Genomic DNA, 23,075 nt, shown 5'->3' with positions numbered 1-23,075 from the left:
TTTGGGTCATGTTGGATGTAAGACCGGTCGTTCTGGTGACGCTCGCGCTGGCTTTGGCCGGTTGTTCGGTGCCCGGACCGGGCGGGGCGCCAGATGGAATCCATGATCCATATGAGGTGCAGAACCGCAAGGTCCATGATTTCAACCGGACTCTCGACAAGAAACTGTTCAGCGGCGATGGCCCCGGCTATGCCGGAACGGTTCCGCCCTTTGTGCAGGACCGCGTGTCGAGCTTTGCCGATACGGTCTCTTTGCCGCAGACGGTGGTGAATCAGGTGCTTCAGGGGCGTCTCTTGCGGGCGACCAGCAATTCTCTGCGCTTTACGCTTAACGCGACGATCGGTCTGGGCGGGATGTTCGATGTCGCCAAGGAATGGGGGCTGGACCCCGACGAAACCGACTTTGGCGAAACACTGGCGGTCTGGGGCGCGCCCGAGGGGGCCTATCTGGAGGTGCCGGTTCTTGGCCCATCGACGGAACGGGATACGGTCGGGGACGTTGTCGACCTGTTCACCGACCCGCTGAAATACGTGGTGCCGACGCCTGAACGCTATGTCGGCACAGCGGCCAAGGCCTTGGACAAGGTTGGCGAGCGCAGCAAATTCGGCGGCACCGTCGATTCGATCCTGCACGGCAGCGCCGACAGCTATTTGCAGTTCCGGTTGATGTACTTGCAGAACCGGAGATACGAACTGGGCGAAGATGCGCCGGGGGCGGATTTCGATCCGCTGGCGGTGGACGCCGAGGGATTCTAGGAAGGAGCCTAGTCATGACGCTATTTTCACGCCGCCACTTCCTTGCGGTCGGCAGTGCCGCGGCGGCCTTGCCCGCGATGCCTGTTTTTGCCCTGACAAGCGGTCAGGCCTCCAGTCTGATCAGCAAGATGGTGGATGAGATCAACAAGGTGATCTCATCGGGCAAATCCGAATCCGCGATGTACCGCGAGTTTGAGCGGATTTTCAGGAAATACGGCGACACCCCGTTGATCGCCGCCAACGCGCTGGGCGTGGACGGGCGTCGCGCGACAGCGGCGCAGAAAAAGGCCTTTACCGACGCGTTTACCGGCTACATCTCGCGCAAGTACGGCAAGCGGTTCCGCGAATTCATCGGCGGGCGGCTGGAGGTGAAATCCGTCGGGTCGATCCGGCGCGGCTATGAAGTGCGCTGCACCGCCTTCCTGCGCGGCACCGATCCGTTCGAGATCGCGTTTCACGTCTCCGACTCTAACCGCTTTTACAACCTGTTCATCGAAGGGGTGGACATGCTGCTGACAGAGCGGAGCGAGATCGGCTCCATGCTGGATGCCCGCCGGGGCGACATCGACAGACTGATCGCCGACCTGCGCACCGCCAGCTGAGACCGTCGCGACGGTGCGATCCACCGCGACAGAAAAGGGCCGGGCCTCCGTGAGGAGCCCGGCCCTTTGGCATTTGCAGGCAGGGCGTTGCCTCAGTTCCCGCCGCCCAAAATGTCGCGCAAGACCTGCTCCAGTATCGACTGGTTCTGGCGGCGGCGCACTTCCGGTTCGGGGCGCGGCTGGGGTTCGGGGACCTTGGGCGGCACCGGCTCTGACATTGGCAAGGGCTGCACCGGCAGGCCCTCTTCGACGCCCACCATGACCTCATGCCAGATTTCCGCCGGCAGGCCGCTGCCGGTCACGCCGGTCAGCGGCGTGTTGTCGTCGTAGCCCATCCAGACGCCGGTGACGTAATCGGCGGTGAAGCCCACAAACCAGGCGTCGCGCGCCTCTTGGCTGGTGCCGGTCTTGCCCGCGACCTGACGGTCGGGCAGGGCGGCGCGCCCGCCGGTGCCTTCGGTCACGACCTTGTGCATCATCCAGACCAGTTGCCGCGCCGCTTCTTCGCGGACCACGCGCTCTCCGATGCCGCCGCCGGAGCCCATCAGCGGGTCGTTCTGGCCTTTCAGCCGCAGCACGCGCAGCCCGTAGGGCGTCACGGACGAGCCGCCGTTCAGGATGCCCGCATAGGCACCGGTCATCTCCAGCAGGGTCGCCTCGGACGCGCCCAGCGCCAGCGCGGGCGTGTCCGTCAGCTCGCGGTGGATGCCAAAGTCGCGGGCCACCCGCAGCACCAGATCGCGGCCCACGGATTCCGAGACCTTGACCGCCGGCACGTTCAGCGATTTCTTCAGCGCCTCGGTCAGCGTGACCACACCGTAGTGGCGGCGCGAGTAGTTCTCGGGGCACCATTGGCCCGATCCGGGAATGTTCAGGCAGTAGGGCGCGTCCTCGACCGTATCCAGCGGCGAATAGCCCAGTTCCAGCGCGGTGGCATAGACAAAGGGTTTGAAGGCCGATCCGGTCTGGCGCACCGCCTGCGTCGCGCGGTTGAACAGGCCGGTGGCATCGGTGTCGCGCCCGCCGACCATGCCCCGCACCGCGCCGTCGGCGGACATGACCACCACGGCCACCTGCGCCTTGGACCCGGATTTGACCTTTTCGGCAAAGATCCTTTCCACCGCCGAGGCCGTCACCCGCTGGATGCGCTGGTCCAGCGTGGTCTCAATCACCACATCCTCGGTGGTGTCGCGGGTAAAGAAGTCCGGTCCCGACTGCATCACCCAATCGGCGAAATAGCCGCCACCCAACTGCTGTGCGCCGCTCGACAGCACCGCAGGGTCGGCCTGATACTGGCGCATCTCCGCCTCGGTGAGATAGCCCTGATCGTACATCAGCCGCAGCACCGTCGCCGCCCGGTCCTGACTGCGCTTGAGGTTGGATGTGGGCGCAAGGGTCGACGGCGCGGTCAAAAGCCCGGCCAGCATCGCCGCCTCCGCCGGGTTCAGCGCCGCGGCGGGTTTTGCGAAATAACGCTGTGCCGCGGCCTCGGCCCCATAGGCCCCGCCGCCCATGTAGGCGCGGTTGAGATAGATCGAGAGGATCTCGTCCTTGGAGTATTTGGCCTCCATCGCCATCGCATAGATCGCCTCGCGCCCCTTGCGCATCAACGAGCCCTCGCGGCAGTCGGAGACGTAGTCCGCTTCTGTCTTCCAGACGTCGGGGTCGTATTCCTCGCCAAGGCAGACCAGCTTGGCGGTCTGCTGGGTGATCGTTGACCCGCCGTGCCCCGACAGCGGGCCGCGCCCTTCGCGCAGGTTGATGCGGATGGCGCTGGCGACGCCGCGCGGGCTGACCCCGAAGTGCCAGTAGAACCGCCGGTCCTCGGTGGCCACAACCGCGTTCTTGAGGTGCGGGCTGACGCTTTCGGCTGTGACAACACCGCCGAACTGATCGCCGCGCAGGGCAAAGACATCGCCGTTGCGGTCCAGCAATGTCACCGACCCGCGCGCGCGCCCGTCGAGCAGGGCGTTCAGCTCGGGCAGGGTGCTGTAGACATACAGGACCGCCGCGCCAAGGATCAGCGCCACAACCACTGTGGCCGACAGCGTCACCCGCCAGACCAGCCGAAAGATCCAGCGCAGCAGGCCGCCGAAAAACCCGAGAATACCGCCGCCGCCGCCGCGCTTGCGCCGTGTCGTTGTCTTGCGCCGGGTGGCGGGATTGCGGGTCTGGGTGGGTTTCGCGGCGGGTTTCGCGCCGCCGCGCGGATAGCGGCGGTCTGCCACGAGCCGCTTTGACTTACCTTTCGAGGAACTCATGAACTCTGCCCGTCACGTTTTTCTTTGACCACGACTCTATCGACTCCGGACGGGAATGTTGACCATCCCCGACGCGGCGTTGCGTTTATTTTGAGATTAAATATTGTGCAATGTTCCATTGGCGCACAAAAATTAAACACACTCACCCCCGTGTTCGCCTGAATTCCGGGCTGATCCCTTCAAATTTGCGCTCTGTCGCCGTTCTGCTGCTGGTGCAAATGCAGGCGCTGCCCTGCCAGACCGAAGGGGACCAAGGTGAAACTGATCATTGCAACGATCAAGCCGTTCAAGCTGGAGGAAGTGCGCGAAGCACTGACCGGCATCGGCGTGCGCGGCATGATGGTAACGGAAATCAAGGGCTTCGGCTCTCAGTCCGGCCATACCGAAATCTACCGCGGCGCGGAGTACGCCGTGAATTTTGTGCCGAAAATCAAGCTGGAGATCGTCGTCTCCTCGTCGATGGCCGATCAGGTGATCGAGACCATCAAGACCACCGCGCAGACCGGCAAGATCGGCGACGGCAAGATCTTTGTGCTCGACGTGCTTCAGGCCGTGCGCGTGCGTACCGGCGAAACCGACGCAGACGCGCTCTGACGCGCAGTTCATCATGAGGGAAACGGACATGAAACTACTAAAGACGCTTGCGCCGGCCGCCCTGTTGCTGGCCTTGCCGAGTATCGGGTTTGCGCAGGATGCGGCACCCGTGGCGGGGGTCGACGCCTCGACCGACTCAATCTTTATCTTCAACTCGCTGCTGTTCCTGATCGGTGGCTTTCTGGTGTTCTGGATGGCGGCGGGCTTTGCCATGCTCGAAGCCGGTCTGGTGCGGTCCAAAAACGTGACCATGCAGTTGACCAAGAACATCGCGCTCTTCGCGATTGCGGCGATCATGTACTACCTGATCGGCTACAACGTGATGTATCCGCTGGGCAACTGGTCGATCGGGACGGATGAGACCGGTGGCTACCTTGGTGCCTTTGGCGTTGCCGTTCTTGAGGCCGTCGGCGTTGGCCGCGATGCGGCGGACGACTATGGCTATGCCTCGACTGGCTCTGACTTCTTCTTCCAGCTGATGTTCTGCGCCACAACCGCGTCGATCGTGTCCGGCACGCTGGCCGAGCGCATCAAGCTGTGGCCCTTCCTGATCTTTACCGTGATCCTGACCGGCCTGATCTACCCGATCCAGGCCTCGTGGAAGTGGGGCGGCGGTTTCCTTGACAGCCAGTACGGCTTCCTCGACTTCGCCGGTTCGACTGTTGTGCACTCGGTTGGTGGTTGGGCGGCCCTTGCTGGCGCGCTGATCCTTGGCCCGCGCATCGGCAAATACACCAAAGACGGTCGTACGGTTCCGTTCATGGGTTCCAACCTGCCGCTGGCAACGCTGGGTACGTTCATCCTGTGGCTGGGCTGGTTCGGCTTTAACGGTGGTTCGCAGCTTGCCATGGGCACTGTGGGTGACGTCGCTGACGTGTCGCGTATCTTTGCCAACACCAACACGGCGGCTGCCGGCGGTGCCATCGCGGCGCTGATCCTGACGCAGGTGATCTACAAGAAGGTCGACCTGACCATGGTGCTGAACGGCGCGCTGGCGGGTCTGGTGTCCATCACCGCGGAACCGCTGACCCCGACGCTGGGCGAGGCGACCCTGATCGGCGCCGTGGGCGGTGTGATCGTGGTCTTTGCCGTGCCCTTCCTTGACAAGCTCAAGATCGACGACGTCGTCGGCGCCATCCCGGTGCACCTGTTTGCCGGTATCTGGGGCACGCTGGCCGTGCTGCTGACCAACCCGGACGCGACCTTTGGCGGTCAGATCATCTCGATCATCATCGTCGGTGTGTTCGTCTTCGTGGTGTCGGCTGTGATCTGGTTCATTCTCAAAGCCATCATGGGCATCCGTGTATCGGAAGAGGAAGAGATCACCGGTCTCGACATGGCCGAGCTGGGGATGGAGGCATACCCGGAGTTCTCCAAGGGCTGAGTTTCTCCTTCCACTCCGTCTTTGATCACTGGCCCGGGCGTGCGCGCCCGGGTTTTTTTATTGGCGGGCTGCGGATGATGGCGAAGGGCCTGTCATCCGGATCAGGCTGGGGTAGGGTGGCGCTGAAAGGGGCCGCCAGAGATGCCGCGTTTGATCCTAGTGCTGATTGCGACAGCGTTCCTGCTGTGGGGGGCATCCCCGGCCATGGCGGGTCATGGCGGCGTCATGATGGAATGCGCGGCGGATTGCATGGACTGTGCGGCCGCTGACGATGCGGCGCGCGGCCATGACGTTGCCTGCGCGGCCTGTCCGGCCATCGGCTCTGTCTTGCCCTGCGTCCTTGCTCTGTCCGGTCCCGAAGGGCATCGCGGCATGTTCGACTTGCCGGGACGGTTGCTGGTTGCCGAACCTGCCTTGGCGTTCGACCCGCCGCCTCCGCGCGTCTGACACCGCAACCGGTCGCCAATCGGCGGCCACGCCTGTCAGACACACATGGAGAGTCATATGAAACCCGGATACATAGTGGCCGGTGCGCTTGCCCTTGGGGCCGCCATCGCCGCCTATCAGTTCACCACTTTCGGCAGCGCCGATGCCCAGACCGCTCCCGCTGCGGGGGCAGCGCTGGTGCAGGTTGTCGTGCCGGAAACACTGTCGCCCGTGGCGCAGATTGGCAAAACCGGCTTTGACGCCATTTGCGCGGCCTGCCACGGGCAGAACGCGGCGGGGCGCAATGGCATGGGGCCGCCGCTGATCCACAAGATCTATGAGCCATCGCATCACGGCGACGAATCGTTCCAACTGGCGGTGCAGCGCGGCGTGCGCGCGCATCACTGGACGTTTGGCAACATGCCGCCGGTCGAGGGGCTGACCCGCGCGGATGTGGTCGCCATCGTCGGCTATGTGCGGGAAATGCAGCGCGCCAACGGCATCAACTGACCGGGCACCCGGCCTGCGTCCGTCGCCGGACACGGCGGCGGAGGGGGCCGGGTCAGCCGCGCTCTGTCTCGCGGCGCAGCCGTTGACGGGCAATGGCCTCGTTCTTTTCGGCCTCGCGGTTGTCGCTCAGCGCCGCCTCGACAAAGTTCAGATGCGCCTCGACGGCGGTGCGCGCCGCCTGCGGGTCACGGGCCTGCAAGGCGTCGTTGACGGCGCGGTGCTGCTCCAGCAGGGTGTCGCGTCTTGTGCGCTGCTTGAACATGATCTGGCGGTTGTAGAACACGCCCTCGCGCAGAAGCTGGTACATCGACCGCATCATGTGCAGCATGATGACGTTGTGGCTGGCCTCGATGATCGCAAGGTGAAACTCGGCGTCCAGACCGGCCTCTTCGGTCGGATTGCGCTTGGTATGGGCGGTTTCCATCTTGGCAAAGACCGCCGCGATGACCGCCAGATCGCAGTCGGTGCCATAGATCGCCGCGCGTTCGGCGGCCAATCCTTCCATGTCGCGCCGGAAGGACAGGTAGTCGAACACTGCCTCGTCGTGGTTGGCGAATAGCTGGATCAGCGGTTGGGAAAAGGCGCTGCCCAGCACCTCGGTCACAAAGATGCCCGCACTGGCGCGTGAGGTCAGCAGGCCGCGCGACTGCAATTCCGCCACCGCCTCGCGCAGCGAGGGGCGCGAGACCCCCATCTGTTCCGACAGGTCGCGTTCCGAGGGCAGGCGTTCACCGGGGCGCAGAACCCCGCGCAGGATCAACTGTTCGATCTGGCGCACAACGGCCTGCGAGAGCTTCTCGGACTGGACTTTTTCGAACGGCATGGTGACTCTGAACGTATTGGTAAGGTCAGATGACCATAGCTGGCTGGCTGGCGTCTTGACACTTGAAAATCAAAAAATCGGCGGACACCCACAAGATGCCCGCCGAAACCTGTCCGGTCATCGAGGCTTAGGCCATCGCCCCTTCCCACTGGGATTGAAACATGGAGAACTCGTCTACCTCGAAAAAGACAGGGTCCTCGGGATCCTGCTTTTCCGGCCTGTCTCCCTTGCGGGTTGTCACCAGAAACTCGCGGATCAGCTTCAGGAAAAAGGCCCGCTGGCGCCACGCGCGCTGCGCGGCCGGGGCACCAATCGCCGCCAACAGGATGCGCCAGCGTTGGAAGAAGGTCGGATTGCCGTTGAGTGTATGCGGTATCACTGTAGGTTCCTTTTGGTTGTTGACGACCCTTGGCAGGTGTTGCTCTGGGGTCTGAAAGGATCGTGCGGAGTGCCGTCCTTTTGCGCAATAATCCAATCTCTGCCGCGCCGGGTGGTTTACGTAAATGTCAGAGATTGTTTAGTATTTTCCAGATTTCGCGATATTCGGAGAAACCCGGCCAAAACGGACGGCACCCGAAATTTCTGGCACTGCAAGCAGCGGATATTAGGAGTGTGCGGCGTCAAAGTCCTAATAGGTGAATTTCCTTCGGACAAACGATAGCCTGTCTCGAAGCGAATCAATTTTGAGGCGACTGCGTGTCCGGAGAGTTCCCGTTTCAGAAGTTAGTCGTCGATCCTGACGTCACCGAGCAGAAACGCCTTTTCCTGTTTTTCTACACCTTGAAAAAGGCAAAAATCGCGAAGGGGTTCATGAGCGCGTTCAACGGGTCCTTGTTGCGCCGTGTTGGTGAACGGTCTGACCTGAACTCGAACAACGCGTGCTGGTCCAACCCGACAGGCAACCTCAACCGCAACCTGTCCTTCACCACCTTCAAAAACTTTCGGGCGAACAAATACGAGACTAGGTCAATCATCGAGGAGTTGCCGAAAGTCGAAATTCACCCCGAGCACTTCGAATTTGTCAAAGCGGCCTACGAGCATTTTCTCGAACGGGATTTTGAGCCGACGCCGGGGGAAGATTTTGCCATTTTCCGCCGCCATGACGCGATCGAGCGCACAGGAGAGAACGGCCAAATTCGGCTGGACGGCGATTATTTGATGTATCGTGTGGAACAACGCCTGAGAGAGCGGAACGCGGGCTCCGGTCCGGTGAAGGAAAGCGTCTCCCAAGTCTCGATAAACTTCCTGCGCTTTTTTCCGCACCGGCTGGAAGGGACGCGGTTCATGATGTTGTCACTGGCCGCTTACCGTCACATGGGAAACAACAGGTATCTTGGTGCCCGTGGCTGGGTGGACAATCTGGGCGATCAAATATTGGCGACTGGCCGTATCGTGTCGCGCAAAGGCCCAAGGATTGACCATGAGGTGGACTTTGGCGGCATGTCGACGCTGGTCGTCGAGGTGAACAAGACCGCGCCATTTGTCATCTACAGGGAACACGACGGCGGACAGCGCCACACCGTTGAAACCGCCGCGTGTCTGCACATGCGCGCGCTCTACGGTCAGCAGCCGTCTCTGGCGCGCGGCTATCTGGTCAGGTGTAACGGGCTGGAAAGTTATGGCGGCCACAAGGATCAGCTGGTCGGTGAGCGGTATCGCGAGATCCGCGCCCTGCACAAACAACTGGGAGAACAACATCCCGCAGACATTACGATGGAAGACGCCGCAGAGGCTCTGGCCCGCGCGACAGGCTACGCGCAGGATGTCTTTTTTCACTCGGACAAAGACACTGGGATGCCGCGGGGCCTGCTGGTGAACCTACCGTTTGCGCGTGATGGCGAACAAAGACCTGTCAACATGCCATTGATGCTGCCCAGCGAGGATGCGCCAAGTTGGGCGGCGGACCATCCGGCGCGACGCCTGTTGCCGGACGCGCAATTCGGCATCACCGTGCAACTGAGCGACAGGGATGACAGCGACGATAACCCCGTGGCGTGACCCCGAAGGTCGCTACCACCGCGTCAGGGCTGCCTCGTCTTCGTCCTTGGCGGCGACCCAAGTGCCGGTTTCCGCGCAGAATTCCTTTTTCCAGAACGGCGCGCGGGATTTCAGATAGTCCATCAGGTATTCCGCCGCCTCAAACGCGTCCTTGCGGTGCGGCGCGGCGGTGGCGACCATCATGATCTGTGCGCCCGGTTCCAGCCGCCCGTAGCGGTGGATCACCAGCGCGTCGCCCAGCGACCAGCGGTCAACCGCCTCTGCCGCGATCTTTTCCAGCGCCTTTTGGGTCATGCCGGGATAATGCTCGATCTCCATGGCGTACAGGCCGCCGCCCGGACGGTCGCGGACGATCCCGGTAAAGGTGACAACCGCGCCCATGTCGTGCCGCCCGGCGGCAAAGCCCGCCGCCTCTGCACCAAAGTCAAAGGGCGCCTCCTGCACCACGATCCGCATCGGTTAACCCCCCGTCATCGGTGGGAAAAACGCCACCTCTCGGACACCGGCCAGCGGCGCGTCGAAATCGGTCAGTTCCTGATCGACGGCCACGCGCAGCGCGCTCAGGTCCTCAAAGGCCATGGCGTAGCGGTCTTCCCGCGCGCGGAGCTCGGCCACCAGATCGGCGACCGTGGCGGCCTCTGTCCGGACCGTTTCACGCGGCAGCCCGATGCGTTCGCGCACCCATGCGAAATACAGCACGTCCATCACTTGTCCTCCTTCAGATGCGGCAGCGCCTTGCGGAAGTAATCCCAGCCGGTGACCAGCGTCAAAGCCGCCGCCAGCCAGAGCAAAACCAGCCCGCCCTTGCCGGACCAGACCATGCCTTGCAGCTTCCAGCGCAGGCCGAATTCATCCGCGATCTCGCCGCCAAGGACTTGCCCGATGATGTCATCGCCCATGCCCATGCTCGACATCACAAGATAGTGCTCGAATATGCCCTGCGCAAACAGCACCGCGATGGCGACCATCTGGGTGGTGGTCTTCCACTTGGCCAGCTTGGTCACCTTCAGTGTGCCCGCCGTATCACCAAGGAATTCGCGCAGGCCAGAGACAAAGACCTCACGGAAGAGGATCATGGTGGCGGGCAGGACAAGCCACGGAGACCATGACGAAAATCCGACGATGACCATCAGCGCGATCACCACCATCGCCTTGTCGGCAATGGGGTCCAGCATCGCGCCCAGCTTGGTCTCCTGTTGCCAGCTGCGGGCCAGATGGCCGTCCAGCCAATCGGTCATGGCGGCCCCGGCAAACAGGATCAGCGCCGCCCAATCGGCCAAGGGGCGAGAGAAATACAGGAACATCACCGCAACGCCGGGGGCGGCGAGCAGTCGCAGGATGGTCAGAAGGTTGGGCAGCGTGAGTTTCATCGTCGCCTTCCTAGCCGGTTCTCAGGGAAGGGGGAAGGCTTGCCGGACGGGCCGAGGTGGGCCAGATTGGGTCAGATGACAGCGAGGTGATCATGCGTGCGACACTCTTTGCCCTGTTGGGGCTGGCAAGCAGCGCCATGGCGCAGGACGGCATGACGGAGTCATCCGCAAAAGGCCGGTGGGTGCTGCAAAGCATCGGCGACGCGCCGTTCGCCGCGCGGGCGGAACTGGACCTGTCAGAGCCGGGACGGCTGAGCGGGCGGGGGCCGTGCAACGGGTTTTCCGGTCGGCTGGACGGCGTCTGGCCGGAGATCTTGGTCGGGCCGCTACGCGCCACCCGTCGGGCCTGTCCGGAGCTGGCGCAGGAACATGCGTATTTCATGGCCTTGCAGGCGGTGCGGTCGGCCGACCTGCGCGACGGCGCGCTGGTGCTGACCGACGCGGCGGGGCGCGAGATGGTGTTCAGCCCGCTGCCCGCGCCCTGAGGCGCGTGACAAAGGCCGCGCGCGCGGCGGGCAGGGGTTTGTCCCTCAAATCCGGGGCGAGACGATTTTCCATGAAAAATCCAGTGGTTGCGAGCCCGTCGAGGATGTCGGTGTCCTCGGCCTCTCCATCGCCCAGCAGGATTGGCGGCAACGGCAACAGGCGGTCGGCCCAGTCCCCGGCGGCCTGCATCGTCACCGCGCGCCCGGTTCTGGGAGAGACATAGGCAAGGTTGTCGGTGGCCCCGGTCACCGCGCAGGCGGTCAGGTCCAACCCAAAGCCCATTTCGTCCAGCAGGGCGAGTTCCCAGCGCAGATAGGCCAGCGGCCAGAGGTCCGGGCGGTCGAGCAGATCCAGCAGCGCCTCGGAGCGGGTGTAGAGGGCCGGGTGCGGTTCTCTTTCCGGCAGGCAGAAGGCCAGTAACGCGGTCACCGTGTTGAGCCCCGCCAGCGCAACCCGGTCCCCCAGCGCCGCCGCCGCGCGCGAGCGTTGCGGTTCGGCGGTGTAGCTGCCGATGTGATCCTCAAGCCGCGCGCGCCAGGCCAGATCCAGTTGCGCCCCGGGTTGCAGGTGCGGGGCCAGTTTGCGCGAGGTGCCGCCGCGCAGAACGCCCGCGTGGCGGCCATGTCCGGGGGTGAACACGTCGAGGATCAGCGAGGTTTCGCCGTGTTTTTTCGTGCTGAGCAAGATGCCGGTGTCGCGCCAGTCCATGGGGTGCAAGATCGGGACGCGGGCGCGCTTTGGCAAGCGGTGATCCGGCGGAGCAGCCTGCGGCTGCGCTGAGTGTCTCGGCCCCCTGCGGGGCCTCGGGTTTTCGGGTATTTGGACAGAGAAGAAACCCGCAGGTCAGGCGAGGGAGGGATCGTCGAGCAGGTGGCGGCCCTGTTTGTCCTCGACCTCGATCACCCAGAGGTCGGGGTCGAAGCGGCGCTGGCGGGTGATGGCGGCATCGACATCGCGCTCGGCCCCGGAGGTCAGGTCGGTCCATGTGCGGTCGCCGGTCATCAGGTCAAAGCCACGGGTGAAGGCGCGGGCCTGACCGTCGAGGGTGTTCAGTTTGACGAGGACCGCGCCGGCGCTGTCGTCGCCATGGGCGAGGACAAAGGCGGGGATGTCGGACAGGCGCAGGCGCGCGAGGTAGGCGTCGACCCAGAAGCGCGCGGTGAGGCGCGCCATCTCAGGCGTTGCCGTCTTTGAAATCCAGCCCCATTTCGGAGTAGCGCTCTTTTTCCTCCAGCCAGTTTTCGCGGACTTTTACCTGTAGGAACAGGTGGATAGGTCGGCCGAGGAATTCTGTGAGTTCCTCGCGGGAGGCCTTGGAGATGGCCTTGATCGTCTCGCCCTTGTGGCCGAGGATGATGCCCTTGTGGCCGTCGCGGGCGACGTAGACGATCTGGTCGATGCGGGCGGAGCCGTCTTTGCGCTCTTCCCAGTTTTCGGTCTCGACCGTCAATTGGTAGGGCAGTTCCTGATGCAGCCGCAGGGTCAGCTTTTCGCGGGTGATCTCGGCCGCGATCATGCGCATGGGCAGGTCGGCGATCTGGTCCTCGGGGTAGAGCCAGGGGCCCTCGGGGACCTCGGCGGCCAGCCATGTGCGCAGGTCGTCGATGCCATAGCCTTTTTCGGCGGAGATCAGGAAGGTTTGGGCAAAGGGGAAGCGGTCATTCATATCCTTGGTCAAGGCCAGCAGGGTCTTCGCCTCAACCCGGTCTATCTTGTTGATGGCAAGGGCAATTTTGCGTCCCTGTGGCAGGTCGGCTAGGCCTTCGAGGATGCGTTCCACGCCTTCGGTCACGCCGCGATGCGCCTCGATCAGCAGCACGGTCACATCGGCGTCCGCCGCCCCGCCCCAGGCGGCGGCGACCATGGCGCGGTCCAGCCTGCGGCGCGGTTTGAACAGGCCCGGCGTGTCGACGAAGATCAGCTGGCTGTCGCCCGCCATCGCCACCCCCCTGATGCGCGCGCGGGTGGTCTGTACCTTATGGGTGACGATGCTGACCTTGGCCCCGACCATAAAGTTGGTGAGTGTGGATTTGCCCGCGTTGGGCTCTCCGATCAGGGCGATGAAACCGGCGCGTGTGGTCATGGGATGTCCCGGAGGGTTACATGGTGAAGCTGGTGATTTAGGGGAAAACCGGGATCAACGCCAGTGGATTCCCCGGATGCGCCGCGAATCGGGGTTAACGCCTTGCGGTGGTGCGGAAAATGCCGGGGCACAGTCCATGCACAAACGATGCACACTCCATGCGCATGCGGTGCGCCGCGCGGGCGGGTTAACGCATCGTGCGCCGCTCTCGCAGGAGTGAGTAGATCCCGGCCCCCACGATCAGCGCCGCCCCGGCCAGCGTCATGCTGTCCGGGCGTTCGCCGAACAGCGTATAGGCGAGGACAAGCGCCACGATCAGGCGGCTGTAGCGGAACGGGGCGATGACGCCGACCTCTCCGGTGCGCATGGCGAAGGTCATCGCGGTATACCCCGCCACGCCGCTGAGCGCGGTGCCGCAGATCAGGGTGGCGGCCATTGCGGTTGGCAGCGCCGGGGCGGCGGGTTCGAACGCGAGGATCACCAGACCCGCGACGCTGACGACGGCAAAGCCCAGAACCCCCAGCTGCGCGGTGTGCACATGCGGCGGCGCGGTCCGTGTCGCCAGATCGCGCCCGGCAAAGCCGATCATGCCGAGCAGGGCGAAGACCGCGTTCGCTTCGATCCCCGAAGGCGAGGGCCGCACGATCAGCAACACGCCCAGAAAGCCCACCGCCATGGCGGTCCAGCGGCGCGGGCCGATGCGTTCCTTGAGCACCACCGCCGCGCCCAGCATGACAAACAACGGCGCCGCCTGAAGGATCGCCGAGGTGGTCGACAGCGGCGTGTAGGCAAGGCTGAGCGCAAAGAACAGGCGGCCGGTGATCTCGAACGCGGTGCGGATCAGCAGGCCGGGGCGCAGGTAGTCGCGGGTCCAGACCGGCACGCCGCTGGCGCGGGCGTAGAGCGCGTAAAGCGCCATCGCCAGCAGCCCGAATTGCAGCGTGCCCATGCCGGGGGTGATCCCGCCGGAACCGGTGGCGGACTTGAAAAAGGCATCCTCGATCCCGAAGCCGAGCATGGCGAGGATCATGTAGAATGCGCCGCGCTGATTGTCGGTCATGGGAGGCTCCGGTTTGTGGATGCCATCCCATACCGATGGAAAATGAACAAGTGGGCGAAAATAATATTGTGCGGGCCGCTTGCAATTCGGGACTGGTTTGACCCTGAATGGGTTTGGCCACAATTGGATTGAACTGCTTGTCATGAATGATTTTGGAACTTGGGTAATTGTTGTCGTGGCTTTCGGCGCGGCAGCACTGGTGTATCGCTTGAAAGCATTGAAAAAACGGAAGGAAAACGAAAAATGGAATACTCCTGCCGAACCGGTATTTTCGCCGCGCGTGCCGCCAAAGCCTCTTGTTGTGAGTGCGCCACCGCCGGATCCAAGTCCGCCCTACGACCCAAACGATAATGCCGGGGAAGCGCCTGCTGATGCGGTGCGACTGGGGGCAGCCTACGTCGTGGACGGAGATACAATTGTTGTCCAGAAAACGCAGATACGTTTATTCGGTGTCGATGCCCCGGAGATGAATCATCCCTTCGGAAAAAAAGCGAAGTGGGCGTTGGTCAGGCTCTGCAAAGGACACAAGGTCCGGGCTGAACTGATCAGTCAGGATGCACACGGACGAACGGTGGCCCGTTGTTATTTGCCCGATGGGCGCGACCTGTCGGCAGAGATGGTAATGCTTGGGCTCGCGATTGACTGGCCAAAATATTCTGGTGGAGTCTACGCAGCCCTGGAAACCCCCGATGCCCGCAAAAAGATGTGGCTGGCAGATGCGCGTCAGAAGGGCCGGATGCATGTCTGGGAAGCGTTTGACGCGCGGCAGGGCGCCAACGGCTCATAGCCTTCCGCGGAGTGTTTCATTGGGTTGTCCGAGTTGTAAGATGCGGGTTCCATTGGAGTGAAGTCGCACCGGGAAGGCAGACGGCCAAAGGTGCGACGCGGACGGAACATGAAACCTCTGACCGGACAGCGGTTGGACGCGCCGCCCGCGCGCCTGTCCAGCCATGATGTCGACGGTGAAGCGTTGAAGGCCTGTCGCGGACGGCTTTTGAGGCAACTGTGGAAGCGGTGGTGGCGGATCGCTTTTTAGCGGGGGATCATCCCAACTGTTCCAGCAGCGCCTTCGCCGCCATCTGTTCGGCCTGCCGTTTGGAGCCGGCGGTGGCCTCGGCGGTCTCGCCAGACGGCAGCCGCGCCTCAATGACGAAGACCGGGGCGTGATCCGGCCCGGTCCGCGAGGTTTCGACATAGGCGGGGGGCGGCAGGCCGCGCGCCTGTGCCCATTCCTGCAAGCTGGTCTTGGCGTCCTTGGCGTCTTCTTCGACGCCGTCGATGCGCGCGCCCCAGAGCCGCAGGATCAGCGCGCGGGCCACGTCAAACCCCGCGTCGACATAGACGGCGGCAATCACCGCCTCCATCGCGTCGCCCAGCAGCGCCTGTTTGCGGCGCCCGCCGGAGAGCTGTTCCGAGCGGCCCAGTTTCAGCGCCTCGCCCAGCCCGATCTCCCGCGCGACATCGGCGCAGGCCTCTTTGCGCACCAGCGCGTTGAAGCGCGGCGCAAGCTGGCCCTCGGAGGCGGCGCGGTCGCGTTGCAACAGCGCCTCTGCCATGACCAGACCCAGCACCCGGTCGCCAAGGAACTCCAGCCGCTGGTTGTCCTCGCGCCCCGGACCGGAGCGCGAGGCATGGGTGACGGCGCGGCGCAGCAGCGCGGGATCGGTGAAACGATGGCCCAGCGCCTCCTGCAAGGCGGTCAGTTCGGCGGAGACTTTCATTCGACCATCCTCAGGACGCGGCCCTCGCGTCCTTCCTGTGAATAGAGCACCAGACGGACCCGTCCCGCAACCGCCGCAAGGGGGACAAGCCCGACTCCCCCGGCGCTTTGCGCGATCCGGCTGTCGAGTGAGTTGTCGCGGTTGTCGCCAAGCACAAAGGCAAAGCCAGCGGGGACGGTCATGGCGGCGGTGAAATCGGTGGCCATCGGGCCGACCTCCAGCACGGTGTAGGCGGGGCCGCCGGGCAGCGTTTCGGTCGCGGCCCGTTTGATGCAGGGGGCGCCCGCGACCACCGGGGTGACGCAGCGGGGGCGGGTGCCGCTGGCGGTGGCGCGATTGGGTTCGGTCCAGTCCGGGGCGGCAACTTGCGGGACCGGCGTGCCGTTCAGGATCACCTGACCGTCGCGCATCTGCACGGTGTCGCCGGGCAGGCCGATCACCCGTTTGAGAAAGTCATAGCCGTTGACCGGGTGGCGAAAGACCACCACATCGCCGCGCCGCGGGGCCGCAAGGCTGCGGGTGGCCAGCACGTAGTCGCCGGGTTGCAGGGTGGGGGACATGCTGCCGGTCGGGATGATGAACGGGGCCCAGAGCGCCCGGCTGGCCACAACGGCGACAAGCGCCCAGACCAGCGCGCGTCCCGCAGGGCTGAACGGGCCCGGCGCGGCCTCGGGGTGGGGGCGGCGCACCAGCATGACAAGCACAAGGAGCAGCGACAGCAGCGGGACCACCAGCGCCCACATCCACGCGCCGGACCAGCCCATCGCCCGCAACCGCCGCCGGGCATGGCCCCAGAACAGCAGGATCGCCAGCGCCGACAACAGGGCGAGGACGGCCCCGGCAAGGCTGAGGGGCGGCACCTGCGTCTGCGCCGCCATCAGCCCCGCCACCGGAAGCACCGACAGCGCAAAGCCCCCGCGCCCGGTCAGGCCATGCCAGTTCAGCGCGGCGCGGAAAAAGCCCATGGCACCCGGCTCAGTCGATCTTTTCAAAGTAGCGGTCGCTGCGCCATGTCCAGAAGTACAGCATCGAGCGGCCCGCGGATGAGAACATCACCCGGTCGGCGCGGCCGATCAGGTTCTCGTAGGGGACAAAGCCCACGCCATTGGCGATATTGGGGACGCGGCTGTCGGAAGAGTTGTCGCGGTTGTCGCCCATGAAGAAGTAGTGCCCTTCGGGCACCGTGTAGACCGGCGTATTGTCCGAGCCCTGCATGGAGATGTTGAGGATCGAGTGGCTGACCCCGCCGGGCAGCGTCTCGATGTATTTTTCCTTGATGCAGGTGGCGCCGTCGCCGACGGTGCCATTGGCGCAGCGCGGGCGCAGACGCTGCGGCCCCTGCGGCGCGGCCAGTTCCTCGAACGTGCCGTCGGGTGTGACCTCGACCGGCTGGCCGTTGATGTGCAGCACGCCGTTGCGCATCTGGATGCGTTCGCCGGGCAGGCCGATCAGCCGCTTGATGAAATCGCGGCCCGACACCGGATGGCGGAACACCACCACATCGCCGCGCTGCGGGTCGCCGCCGAACAGGCGCTTGTTGTCGCCATCGGCCCAGCCGCACAGATCCTGCGCGTCGACGTTGATGCCAAAGCGCGGAATGATGACAGAGGGGCAGGAGGCGTAGGAATAGCCATAGGCCATTTTGTTGACGAACAGGAAATCGCCGATCAGCAGCGTGTCTTTCATCGAACCGGAGGGAATCCAGAACGGCTGAAACAGGAAGGTCCGGAAGACGCCGGCAATCAGCAGCGCGTAGACAATCGTCTTGATGGTCTCCCAGAGACCGCCTTTTTTCTCTTCGGTTGCCATATGGCGAGCCCCTTGCCTGTCGTTCCGGCGTTTCATGAGCGGCGGGGCAGGGCGTGTCAAGGCGGGACGCCCGGTGATTGACCGGCGTGCGCCCGAGCCATTACCGTCATGGCCATTCAAAAGACCCCGGGGAGGGGGCAACATGATTCGGAAAATTCTGTTGGTCTCCGGGCTGCTTGCCCTGTTTGGCGCACCGCTAAAGGCCTTTACCCAGTGCGACTTTGGCTTTGAGGTGAACAACGAAAGCAGCGCGTTGCAATCGCTGATCGACGGGGCGCAGGACATGGGCGGTTTCTGGCGTCCGATCCGTCAGGCCCCGGATGACGTGCAGGAGATCGGGCGGTTCATCGCGCGGCTGGATATCTGCCTGGTGACCCCGGACGGCAAGCCGCGCACCATCCGCATCGGCGGCGGCAGTCAGGAAATCCCCAGCCCCTATGTCACCACCTGCACCGCCGCGCTGTTGCCCGGCAACCGGCTGCTGGCCAACCGCCATTGTTATTACGAACCGGCGCTGGTGAAGGCCGGGTTCACCTTTGTGCAGGAGGCGCGGGCGAATTTCGGTTACGTTTCGGAGGATTTCACCGACAACGTGCAGACCTTTCTGGTGGCCAACCGCGAACTGGCGCAGGACGCGCGCACCGATGCGCTGGTGTTGCAGATCGTGGGGGCGGATGCCAACGAACGGCTGGGCGGTCATATCCCGATGCTGATGGAAACCCGCGCCACGCCGCGCCGGGCGCTGACAATGATCCACCATCCGCTACGCCAGCCGCAGCGCTTTTCCGCCGGGAATTGCCAGATTCACCCGACGCAGGCCGAATTGCCGCCAGAGGCGGCAGAGCTGCGCCACAGTTGTGAAACCGGCGGCGGCTCTTCCGGGGCGCTGTTGCTGGACGCGCGGACGCTGGCGGTTGTGGGTTTGCACAACCGGGGCGGGCTGACGGCGCGCGGCGGGCACAATGGCGGGCACAAGATCGCGGCGGTCGAGGCGGCGCTTGACCTGGGCTTCAAGGAGGTGCGCGCACCAGAGCCCAAGGTCGACCCCGAGGCAGAGGCCCGGTCGGCGCTGGCCGATGCCATGCAGGTGCCCGGCCTGTCGGCGCAGCGCGCGGCGCTGGAGGCCGTTGTGGCGCGGTATCCGAACAGCAGTGCCGCGATCAGCGCCCGCAACACCCTGCACCTGATGGCACCCAAGGCCCCGACCCGCGAAGAGAAGGCGACCGAAGCCTTGCTGGCCGCGTTGCAGGTCGCCAGCGTCGCCGACAAGCGGCAAAAGCTGGAGACCATCCAAAAGCAGTTTGCCGGGACCGCGGCGGCGCTCAGCGCGCAGGCGGTGTTGTTGTCGATGGCCCCCGTCGTGCCGGTGCCGCCCAAGCCCGCGCCGCGCGCGGCGGTGGAGATGGCCAATACCCTGACGCTGGTCAGTTGGGGCGGCACCTATCAGCGCAGTCAGGCGAACGCCTATCTGGACCCCTATCTAAGGGACAACCGCGCGCTGAACGCCAAATGGGATGAAAAATCCTACGAGGCGGTCAGTCGGCTGCGCAACAAGAACGCGGCGGCCCGGTTGTGGGATCTGGTCGATGTGGTGGCCGCCGATGCGATCAGGCTGTGCGACGAGGGGCTGGCCGAAAAGATCGACCATGATCGCGTTCTGGCACCGGGCAGCGACGGCTCACCGGCCACCCGCGATTTTGGCCGCTTTATCATCAGCGCGTGTTTTGTTCCGCAGATCGCCTATTCGATGACCTTCGGCTATCGCACCGACAAGGTTGGCGGCAGGCCGCCCCGGTCGGTCTGCGATGTCTTTGATCTGAACCGCTATCCGGGCAAACGCGCGCTGGAAAAGCGGCCTGACTACAATATGGTCTGGGCGCTGCTTTGCGACGGTGTTCCGGAGGCGCAACTGTATGACGTTCTGCTCACCCGGCAGGGGCAAGAGCGGGCGCTGGCCAAGCTGGACACCATCAAACGGCATGTCGTCTGGTGGCAGTCCGGAGCCGAGACGCCGCAATTGCTGGCCGATGGCGAGGTTGTCATGGGGTCCGGCTACAACGGGCGGCTGTTCAGCCTGATCAATGAGCATGGCGCGCCGGTCGACATGCTGTGGGACCGGCAGGTTCTTGATCTGGATGGCTGGATCGTGCCCACCGGGCTGTCGGCGAAACGCAAGGCGCGGGTGATGGATTTCCTGTATTTTGCCACCGATACCCAGCGGCTGAGCGATCAGGCGAAATACATCGCCTATGGTCCGGCCCGCCGCAGTTCCGCCGCCCTGCCGGTGCGCCATGCCAGCCTTGGCTTTGACATGACGCCGCATCTGCCCACCGGCCCCGAGAACGTGCAAAACGCACTGGTGTACAACCACGCCTTTTGGGCGCGCCACCGCGACACAATCGAGGCGCGGTTCGCAACCTGGCTGGCGCGCTAGGGGTCCGGCCTTTCCGGTGGGTTGCGGGTCTTACGCTTTGGGGCGCGCCTCGATCACCACAAAGGCCTGCGCCCAGGGGTGATCGTCGGTCAGGGTGACGTGGATGATCGCCTCATGCCCCGGCGGCGTCATGGCGTCCAGCCGGTCCTTTGCCCAGCCCGTGACCTCCATCACCGGCTGGCCGGTGCGCAGGTTGCTGACGGCCATGTCCTTCCACGAGATGCCCATGCGCAGGCCGGTTCCCAGCGCCTTGGAGCAGGCCTCTTTCGCGGCCCATCGTTTGGCATAGGTGCCCGCCACGTCGCGGCGGCGTTCGGCCTTGCGCTGTTCCACCTCGGTGAAGACGCGGTTGCGGAACCGGTCGCCGAACCGCTCCAGCGTGCCGGCGATGCGGTCGATATTGGCCAGATCGGTGCCGATGCCAAGGATCATATGGAGCGGTCTCTATCCGGGGATCACTGCGTCAGGGCGGTGGTGATATCGCCCGTCGCCTGATTGAGCGTGAACCGCAGCGTGTACCAGTCGACATCGCTAATCGCCGAACTATAGGCCTGTACCGGCACGGTAAAATTCAGGCCGGTCGCGGGGTCATAGCTGGAGGTCAGCTCATTGAAGCGAATGCCGCCGAACCCCATGCCATTATAACCGATGGTCTTGCACTGGCGGTCGCCGATCTCGGAATAGGGCGGCGAGAGCACAAGGATATGCGCCCATGCGGCGGCCGGTTCGATGGTGTCGAGCAGCGCCAGCCGGGTCTTGCCGTTGGAAAAGGTGCGGCTGTTCTCTTCCCACGGCTCGGCAAGGTTCCACGCGCTCGCTTGCCAGTCACAATCGCTGACGGTGACACCGGGGTCTTCTTGCGCGGCGGCCAGTGCGGGCAGCAGAACAAGGGGCAGGGCGGTCAGGAAACGGGGCATGGCGGATCACCGGGGCTGTCTGGGGTTCCGCGAAACCCTAGGCCGATCCGGGCGGCAAAGCGAGGACGGGTTTTCCCCACCGTGCCTAGAATCCCAGCCGTTGCAGCCGTCCAATCACCTTGCGGAAGATCACCGGCGGCAGGATCTCCTGCAACCGGTCGGCGCGCTTGACCTGCCGGTCGATCTGATCCTGCGTGCCGGGGCGTGGCTTGAACAGGGTGGTGTGCGACTTGCGCGTATAGTCCCATGTGGCGGTGTAGTAATACAGCGCCAGCGACATGCGCGGCTCTCCGTCCGGGTGGTTCACCGTCTCGGGGTTGCCGTGCCATGTGTCGGACCCGGTGTTGAAACAGCACATGCGGTTGAAGACCGGCACAAAGCTGTCGACCTGTTCCGTCATGTCGGTGTTCCAGATCTCAAACGAACCGCCGTAGTCCTTCTTCCAGTCCTTGTTGAGGTAAATCAGGATGTTCAGGCGGCGTTCGAGGTTCAGCTTGGCGTTGTGGTTGAAATCCGCGTGGATATCCAGATGCCCGCCATTGGCCACCACATGCACGCCGCCACCGGCGAAATAGGGATCGGGGATCAGCCCGTTGATGCCGGTCATCTCTTCGAGAAAGCGCACAAAGGGGCGCGAGTTCAGCACGTAGAACAGGTTGCGGGTGTAGGGCGGCAGGCGCTCGGGCAGGTAGCTGGTTTTCAGCTTTTCCTGCGGCCGGTCGAACATGGTTTCCGCCTCCGGCAGGGTGCGGATCTCTTGCAGGACTTGCTCCAGCACCGCTTCGGGCAGGAAGTCGTCGAAACAGCCATAGGGATAGGGCTGGCGGCTTTGATACGCCGCGCCCGCCTGCGCCCCGGCGGCCTTGGCGGCCCCGGCGTCAATGACAAGCGTTTCGGGATCCATCGGGATAACTGGCATGAGAGTACCCTCTGCTGACAGGCGCGTTTGCGCCTTCATACGGCCCGTTTGCGGCAAGAAAATGGTAACAAACGTATGGATTCTGGCCCGCTCCGTGCGGCAACCGGTCCGCTCAGGCGCGCGCCTCGTCCATCAGCCGCCGCATCTCGGCTATCGCCGGGCCAAGACCCAGAAAGATCGCCTCGCCGATCAGGAAGTGGCCGATGTTCAGCTCCATCACCTCGGGGAAGGCGGCAACCGGCTGGACCGTGTCATAGGTCAGCCCGTGCCCGGCATGGACCTCCAGACCCAGCGAATGGGCAAACCCGGCCATCTCGCGCATCCGCGCCAACTCGGCGTCGCGTTCGTCAAACCGGCCCTCGGCGTGAAAATCGCAATAGGCCCCGGTGTGCAGCTCGATCACCTGCGCGCCGATCCGGTGCGCCGCCTCGATCTGGCGGGCGTCGGCAGCGATAAAGATCGACACCCGGCTGCCCGCCTCGCGCAGCGGCGCGATGAAATGCGCCAGCCGGTTTTCCTCGCGCGCAACCTCCAGCCCGCCCTCGGTGGTCCGCTCCTCGCGCTTTTCCGGCACGATGCAGACCGCGTGCGGCCTGTGCCGCAGGGCAATGGCCTGCATCTCCGCCGTCGCCGCCATCTCAAAGTTCAACGGCACCGTCAGCTGATCCATCAGCGCGTCGATATCCGCATCCGAGATATGGCGGCGATCCTCGCGCAGATGCGCGGTGATGCCATCGGCGCCTGCCGCCTCGGCCAGTTTCGCCGCGCGCACCGGATCGGGATAGGCGCTGCCGCGGGCATTGCGCACCGTGGCGACATGGTCGATGTTGACGCCAAGGCGCAGGCTTCCGGCGTTGGGGTTCATGGCATACTCCCGCTCAAGATTTGATCAAAAGCTAGATCGGAGGCCCCGGAAAGGAAAG

General features: G+C 64.2%; 27 protein-coding genes. 10 read left to right on the top strand and 17 right to left on the bottom strand.

All coding sequences use genetic code 11. The features are described 5' to 3' along the window. Positions 1–8: 8 nt before the first annotated feature. The gene (locus tag ACN0S5_RS07720) at positions 9–755 is read left to right on the top strand and encodes a VacJ family lipoprotein (protein ID WP_417207531.1); all 747 of its coding nucleotides are present in this window, start codon (positions 9–11) and stop codon (positions 753–755) included. Positions 756–769: 14 nt separating this feature from the next. Beyond that, on the top strand, positions 770–1,357 hold the full coding sequence (locus ACN0S5_RS07715; RefSeq protein WP_417207530.1) for an MlaC/ttg2D family ABC transporter substrate-binding protein: 588 nt from the start codon (positions 770–772) through the stop codon (positions 1,355–1,357). 92 nt (positions 1,358–1,449) lie between these two features. Here the strand turns inward: ACN0S5_RS07715 and ACN0S5_RS07710 are convergent, their stop codons facing one another. Next, entirely contained in the window at positions 1,450–3,618 is a 2,169-nt protein-coding gene (locus ACN0S5_RS07710; protein ID WP_417207529.1) for a transglycosylase domain-containing protein, read from the bottom strand. Positions 3,619–3,873: 255 nt separating this feature from the next. Between ACN0S5_RS07710 and ACN0S5_RS07705 the strand changes: the two genes are divergently transcribed. The 4 genes from ACN0S5_RS07705 to ACN0S5_RS07690 all read left to right on the top strand — a co-directional run bounded on the left by ACN0S5_RS07705 (position 3,874) and on the right by ACN0S5_RS07690 (position 6,532). Next, entirely contained in the window at positions 3,874–4,212 is a 339-nt protein-coding gene (locus ACN0S5_RS07705; RefSeq protein WP_323769665.1) for a P-II family nitrogen regulator, read from the top strand. Between the two features lie 28 nt (positions 4,213–4,240). After that, positions 4,241–5,596, top strand: coding sequence for an ammonium transporter (locus ACN0S5_RS07700; protein ID WP_417207528.1), 1,356 nt, complete (start codon positions 4,241–4,243; stop codon positions 5,594–5,596). Between the two features lie 141 nt (positions 5,597–5,737). After that, entirely contained in the window at positions 5,738–6,043 is a 306-nt protein-coding gene (locus tag ACN0S5_RS07695; RefSeq protein WP_417207527.1) for a hypothetical protein, read from the top strand. A 57-nt stretch (positions 6,044–6,100) separates the two neighbouring features. Then, the gene (locus ACN0S5_RS07690) at positions 6,101–6,532 is read left to right on the top strand and encodes a c-type cytochrome (RefSeq protein ID WP_417207525.1); all 432 of its coding nucleotides are present in this window, start codon (positions 6,101–6,103) and stop codon (positions 6,530–6,532) included. Positions 6,533–6,584: 52 nt separating this feature from the next. On the opposite strand, the gene ACN0S5_RS07685 is transcribed toward ACN0S5_RS07690, so the two are convergent. Next, the gene (locus ACN0S5_RS07685) at positions 6,585–7,355 is read right to left on the bottom strand and encodes an FCD domain-containing protein (RefSeq protein WP_417207524.1); all 771 of its coding nucleotides are present in this window, start codon (positions 7,353–7,355) and stop codon (positions 6,585–6,587) included. A 127-nt stretch (positions 7,356–7,482) separates the two neighbouring features. Then, positions 7,483–7,734 carry a hypothetical protein gene (locus ACN0S5_RS07680; RefSeq protein WP_417207523.1) on the bottom strand — a complete coding sequence of 84 codons (252 nt, stop codon included), beginning with the start codon at positions 7,732–7,734 and terminating at the stop codon, positions 7,483–7,485. 317 nt (positions 7,735–8,051) lie between these two features. On the opposite strand from ACN0S5_RS07680, the gene ACN0S5_RS07675 reads away from it, so the two are divergent. Then, complete coding sequence (locus ACN0S5_RS07675; protein WP_417207522.1) at positions 8,052–9,353, top strand: hypothetical protein; 1,302 nt, start codon at positions 8,052–8,054, stop codon at positions 9,351–9,353. Positions 9,354–9,365: 12 nt separating this feature from the next. Here the strand turns inward: ACN0S5_RS07675 and ACN0S5_RS07670 are convergent, their stop codons facing one another. The 3 genes from ACN0S5_RS07670 to pgsA are packed head-to-tail and all read right to left on the bottom strand — an operon-like array spanning position 9,366 to position 10,723. Next, positions 9,366–9,809, bottom strand: coding sequence for a molybdenum cofactor biosynthesis protein MoaE (locus ACN0S5_RS07670; RefSeq protein WP_417207521.1), 444 nt, complete (start codon positions 9,807–9,809; stop codon positions 9,366–9,368). 3 nt (positions 9,810–9,812) lie between these two features. Beyond that, a complete protein-coding gene (gene moaD / locus ACN0S5_RS07665; RefSeq protein ID WP_417207520.1) occupies positions 9,813–10,058 on the bottom strand; it encodes a molybdopterin converting factor subunit 1 in 246 nt (81 codons plus the stop codon). Further along, positions 10,058–10,723, bottom strand: a complete 666-nt coding sequence (gene pgsA, locus ACN0S5_RS07660) for a CDP-diacylglycerol--glycerol-3-phosphate 3-phosphatidyltransferase (RefSeq protein WP_417207519.1) — start codon at positions 10,721–10,723, stop codon at positions 10,058–10,060. The genes moaD and pgsA overlap by 1 nt, the downstream gene beginning before the upstream one ends. 92 nt (positions 10,724–10,815) lie before the next feature. Here pgsA and ACN0S5_RS07655 point away from each other — a divergent pair, with 92 nt between their 5' ends. Then, on the top strand, positions 10,816–11,208 hold the full coding sequence (locus ACN0S5_RS07655; RefSeq protein WP_417207517.1) for an META domain-containing protein: 393 nt from the start codon (positions 10,816–10,818) through the stop codon (positions 11,206–11,208). Here ACN0S5_RS07655 and recO read toward each other — a convergent pair. The 4 genes from recO to ACN0S5_RS07635 all read right to left on the bottom strand — a co-directional run bounded on the left by recO (position 11,186) and on the right by ACN0S5_RS07635 (position 14,352). Further along, entirely contained in the window at positions 11,186–11,917 is a 732-nt protein-coding gene (gene recO, locus ACN0S5_RS07650; RefSeq protein ID WP_417207674.1) for a DNA repair protein RecO, read from the bottom strand. The two genes, ACN0S5_RS07655 and recO, sit on opposite strands and share 23 nt — an antisense overlap. Before the next feature lie 135 nt (positions 11,918–12,052). Then, entirely contained in the window at positions 12,053–12,382 is a 330-nt protein-coding gene (locus ACN0S5_RS07645) for a DUF1491 family protein (protein WP_417207516.1), read from the bottom strand. Position 12,383: 1 nt separating this feature from the next. After that, positions 12,384–13,292 (bottom strand): GTPase Era, encoded by a 909-nt coding sequence (gene era, locus ACN0S5_RS07640; RefSeq protein ID WP_417207514.1) that lies wholly within the window; start codon positions 13,290–13,292, stop codon positions 12,384–12,386. Between the two features lie 187 nt (positions 13,293–13,479). Next, positions 13,480–14,352, bottom strand: a complete 873-nt coding sequence (locus ACN0S5_RS07635; RefSeq protein WP_417207513.1) for a DMT family transporter — start codon at positions 14,350–14,352, stop codon at positions 13,480–13,482. Between the two features lie 142 nt (positions 14,353–14,494). Here ACN0S5_RS07635 and ACN0S5_RS07630 point away from each other — a divergent pair, with 142 nt between their 5' ends. Further along, positions 14,495–15,139, top strand: a complete 645-nt coding sequence (locus ACN0S5_RS07630) for a thermonuclease family protein (RefSeq protein ID WP_417207511.1) — start codon at positions 14,495–14,497, stop codon at positions 15,137–15,139. 256 nt (positions 15,140–15,395) lie between these two features. Here ACN0S5_RS07630 and rnc read toward each other — a convergent pair whose 3' ends face one another. Genes rnc through lepB (ACN0S5_RS07615) form a run of 3 tightly spaced genes read right to left on the bottom strand, consistent with a single transcriptional unit; the run spans position 15,396 to position 17,882 of the window. Continuing rightward, positions 15,396–16,073 (bottom strand): ribonuclease III, encoded by a 678-nt coding sequence (rnc, locus tag ACN0S5_RS07625; protein ID WP_417207510.1) that lies wholly within the window; start codon positions 16,071–16,073, stop codon positions 15,396–15,398. Further along, positions 16,070–17,065: a signal peptidase I gene (gene lepB / locus ACN0S5_RS07620; protein WP_417207509.1), complete on the bottom strand. Its 996-nt coding sequence runs from the start codon at positions 17,063–17,065 to the stop codon at positions 16,070–16,072. The genes rnc and lepB (ACN0S5_RS07620) overlap by 4 nt, the downstream gene beginning before the upstream one ends. Beyond that, positions 17,049–17,882: a signal peptidase I gene (gene lepB / locus ACN0S5_RS07615; RefSeq protein ID WP_417207508.1), complete on the bottom strand. Its 834-nt coding sequence runs from the start codon at positions 17,880–17,882 to the stop codon at positions 17,049–17,051. Before lepB (ACN0S5_RS07615) ends, lepB (ACN0S5_RS07620) begins: the two co-directional genes overlap by 17 nt. 1,348 nt (positions 17,883–19,230) lie before the next feature. On the opposite strand from lepB (ACN0S5_RS07615), the gene ACN0S5_RS07610 reads away from it, so the two are divergent. Further along, positions 19,231–20,316, top strand: a complete 1,086-nt coding sequence (locus ACN0S5_RS07610; protein WP_417207672.1) for an extracellular solute-binding protein — start codon at positions 19,231–19,233, stop codon at positions 20,314–20,316. A gap of 30 nt (positions 20,317–20,346) precedes the next feature. Here the strand turns inward: ACN0S5_RS07610 and acpS are convergent, their stop codons facing one another. The 4 genes from acpS to ACN0S5_RS07590 all read right to left on the bottom strand — a co-directional run bounded on the left by acpS (position 20,347) and on the right by ACN0S5_RS07590 (position 23,017). Beyond that, positions 20,347–20,748 (bottom strand): holo-ACP synthase, encoded by a 402-nt coding sequence (gene acpS, locus ACN0S5_RS07605; RefSeq protein ID WP_417207507.1) that lies wholly within the window; start codon positions 20,746–20,748, stop codon positions 20,347–20,349. 23 nt (positions 20,749–20,771) lie between these two features. Next, positions 20,772–21,233 (bottom strand): hypothetical protein, encoded by a 462-nt coding sequence (locus ACN0S5_RS07600; RefSeq protein WP_417207506.1) that lies wholly within the window; start codon positions 21,231–21,233, stop codon positions 20,772–20,774. Positions 21,234–21,318: 85 nt separating this feature from the next. Beyond that, positions 21,319–22,152, bottom strand: coding sequence for a 2OG-Fe(II) oxygenase (locus ACN0S5_RS07595; protein ID WP_417207505.1), 834 nt, complete (start codon positions 22,150–22,152; stop codon positions 21,319–21,321). 112 nt (positions 22,153–22,264) lie between these two features. Beyond that, the gene (locus tag ACN0S5_RS07590; RefSeq protein WP_417207504.1) at positions 22,265–23,017 is read right to left on the bottom strand and encodes a pyridoxine 5'-phosphate synthase; all 753 of its coding nucleotides are present in this window, start codon (positions 23,015–23,017) and stop codon (positions 22,265–22,267) included. Positions 23,018–23,075: the final 58 nt, after the last annotated feature.

Origin of the sequence: Antarctobacter sp., assembly GCF_048262615.1 — a bacterium.
Lineage (GTDB): Bacteria > Pseudomonadota > Alphaproteobacteria > Rhodobacterales > Rhodobacteraceae > Antarctobacter.
Note: the sequence above shows the minus strand (reverse complement) of the source record. Positions and strands in the feature narration are given on the sequence as shown.